Genomic DNA, 2,743 nt, shown 5'->3' with positions numbered 1-2,743 from the left:
CGCGTCGCCTTCCTTCTTGAGCCAGCGGGCCAGATTGCCTTCGCTCATCGTCGGCGAGAGCGCAGGCATCAGGATTTGTATGCTCATCCGGTCGTTTCCCCCGCCTTCCCCATCAAGTCCGGTAGCAGACGGCCTTGGCCGCCTCCACCATGTCCTGCACCTGCGGCAGCGCCAGCTTTTCCAGATTGGCGGCATAGGGCATCGGCACGTCCTTGCCCGTCACCCGCACCACCGGCGCGTCCAGATAATCGAAGGCGTGCTCCATCATCAGCACCGCCAGTTCCGAGCCGATGCCCGACTGCGGCCAGCCTTCCTCGACTGAGACCAGCCGGTTGGTCTTCTTGACCGAGTTCACGATCGTCTCGACATCCAGCGGCCGGATGGTGCGTAGGTCGATCAGTTCCACCGAGATGCCCTGCTCGGCCAGAGCGTCCGCGGCGGCCACGGCATGGCCCATCATCAAGGAGAAGGCGGTCATGGTGACGTCCGTCCCTTCCCGCACGACCTTGGCTTTGCCGATTGGCAGGACATGGTCCTCGATCTGCGGCACCTCGAAGCTCTGGCCGTAGAGCATCTCGTTCTCAAGGAACACGACCGGGTTGGGGTCGCGGATCGCGGCCTTGAGCAGACCCTTGGCGTCCGCCGCCGACCAGGGCGAGACCACCTTCAGGCCCGGGCAGTGCGCATACCAGGAGCTGTATTCCTGGCTGTGCTGGGCGGCGACGCGCGCCGCGGCCCCGTTAGGGCCCCGGAACACGATCGGGCAGCCCATCTGGCCGCCGGCCATGTAGAGCGTTTTCGCCGCAGAGTTGATGATATGGTCCATCGCCTGCATGGCGAAGTTCCAGGTCATGAACTCCACGATCGGCCGCAGCCCGGCCATGGCGGCGCCCACGCCCAGGCCGGCGAAACCGTGCTCGGTGATCGGCGTGTCGATCACCCGCTTTGCACCGAACTCGTCCAGCAGGCCCTGGCTGACCTTGTAGGCACCCTGGTACTGGGCGACTTCCTCGCCCATCAAGAACACCTTGGGGTCGCGGCGCATCTCTTCGGCCATCGCGTCGCGCAGCGCCTCGCGCACCGTCTGCTTCACGAAGGTCGTGCCCGGCGGCAGGTCCGGATCGGCCGCGGCTGGCTTCTTCGCCTCGGCCGGCACCTTCCTGGCGGGAGCGGGTGCTTCGCCCTCGGTGGGGGCTGCCGGCGCCTCGCTGGCCGGCTTCTCGCCGACCGGCGCATGGTCGGCGGTGCGCGGCTCGTCGCCCTTGGCGCGACCGCCGGTCGCCGCGGAAGCGCTGGTCGGGACGGCGTCGGGGCTCTCGCCCTCTTCCAGCAGCACGCCGATCGGGGTGTTCACCGCCACGCCCTGCGTGCCTTCCGGCACCAGGATCTTACCGAGCACGCCCTCGTCAACCGCCTCGAACTCCATCGTCGCCTTGTCGGTCTCGATCTCGGCCAGGACGTCGCCTGACTTGACCGGGTCACCCTCCCTCTTCAGCCAGCGGGCGAGGTTGCCCTCGGTCATGGTCGGCGAAAGGGCCGGCATCAAAATCTCGGTCGGCATGACGTTGCGCCCCAGGATCAGGATTCTACCAGGATGTCGGTCCAAAGCTCGGACGGGTCAGGTTCGGGGCTGTCCTGGGCGAACTTGGCGCTCTCGTTGACGATGTCGCGGATCTCCTTGTCGATCGCCTTGAACGCCGCCTCGTCGGCAAAGCCGTTGACCTCGATGATCCGTTTCAGGTTCTCGATCGGGTCGTGCTGGGTCCGCATCTCCTCGACTTCGTCCTTGGTGCGGTACTTGGCCGGATCGGACATGGAATGGCCGCGATAGCGATAGGTCATCGCTTCCAGGATCTGCGGCCCCTCCCCGGCACGGATCTTCTCGACCAGCCGGCTGGCGGTCGCCTCCACCGCGAGCACGTCCATGCCATCCACCTGCTCGCCCGGGATGCCGTACGCCCTACCCCGGTCGCACAGACGCTCGCCGGCCGCCGCCCGCTGCACCGAGGTGCCCATGCCGTAGCGGTTGTTCTCGATCACGTAGAGCACCGGCAGCTTCCACAAGGCTGCCATGTTGAACGATTCGTAGACCTGGCCCTGGTTGACGGCACCATCACCGCAATAGGCGGCGCACAGCCCGCCATCCTCTTCATACTTATGCGCGAACGCGATGCCGGTGCCGAGCGGGATCTGCGCGCCGACGATGCCATGGCCGCCATAGAACTTCTTGTCCTTGGCGAACATGTGCATCGAGCCGCCCTTGCCCTTGGAATAACCGGTCTCGCGGCCGGTCAGCTCGGCCATCACCCGGCGCGGTTCCATGCCGCACACCAGCATGTGGCCGTGGTCGCGATAGCCGGTGATCACCGAATCCTTGTCGGTGAGCGCATGCTGGATCCCGACGGCAACCGCCTCCTGGCCGATATAGAGGTGACAGAAGCCCCCGATCAGGCCCATTCCGTAGAGCTGACCCGCCTTCTCCTCGAACCGGCGGATCAGCAGCATCTCCCGGTACCAAGCCATCAGGGTCTCGGGTTGCGGCAGATTGCTGACGGCCGTGGCGGCCTCTCCGCCGTTCCCGTTCTTGCGCTTGCTCATGGCGGTCATCCAGCTTCCCCCCTGGATAGCGGCGTCTTAGGCACTCGTGCAGCGCCGGCCGCCTTCGCTGGCCGGCAACCTGTGGCGGCGGCGCGATTTGCGCAAGTCCGAAGCTGCATGGCTTCCACGTGCAGATGCCATCAAC

Annotated in this window: 2 protein-coding genes; both read right to left on the bottom strand. The window is 66.2% G+C overall.

Going from position 1 to position 2,743, the window contains the following annotated elements; genetic code table 11:
- Nucleotides 1-112: 112 nt before the first annotated feature.
- Nucleotides 113-1,561, bottom strand: coding sequence for a pyruvate dehydrogenase complex E1 component subunit beta (locus tag EQG76_RS00015; protein WP_159709449.1), 1,449 nt, complete (start codon nt 1,559-1,561; stop codon nt 113-115).
- 17 nt (nt 1,562-1,578) lie between these two features.
- Nucleotides 1,579-2,598, bottom strand: coding sequence for a pyruvate dehydrogenase (acetyl-transferring) E1 component subunit alpha (gene pdhA / locus EQG76_RS00010; protein ID WP_159709447.1), 1,020 nt, complete (start codon nt 2,596-2,598; stop codon nt 1,579-1,581).
- Nucleotides 2,599-2,743 lie beyond the last annotated feature (145 nt).

Origin of the sequence: Geminicoccus flavidas (assembly GCF_009806515.1) — a bacterium.
Taxonomy (GTDB): domain Bacteria; phylum Pseudomonadota; class Alphaproteobacteria; order Geminicoccales; family Geminicoccaceae; genus Geminicoccus; species Geminicoccus flavidus.
Note: the sequence above shows the minus strand (reverse complement) of the source record. Positions and strands in the feature narration are given on the sequence as shown.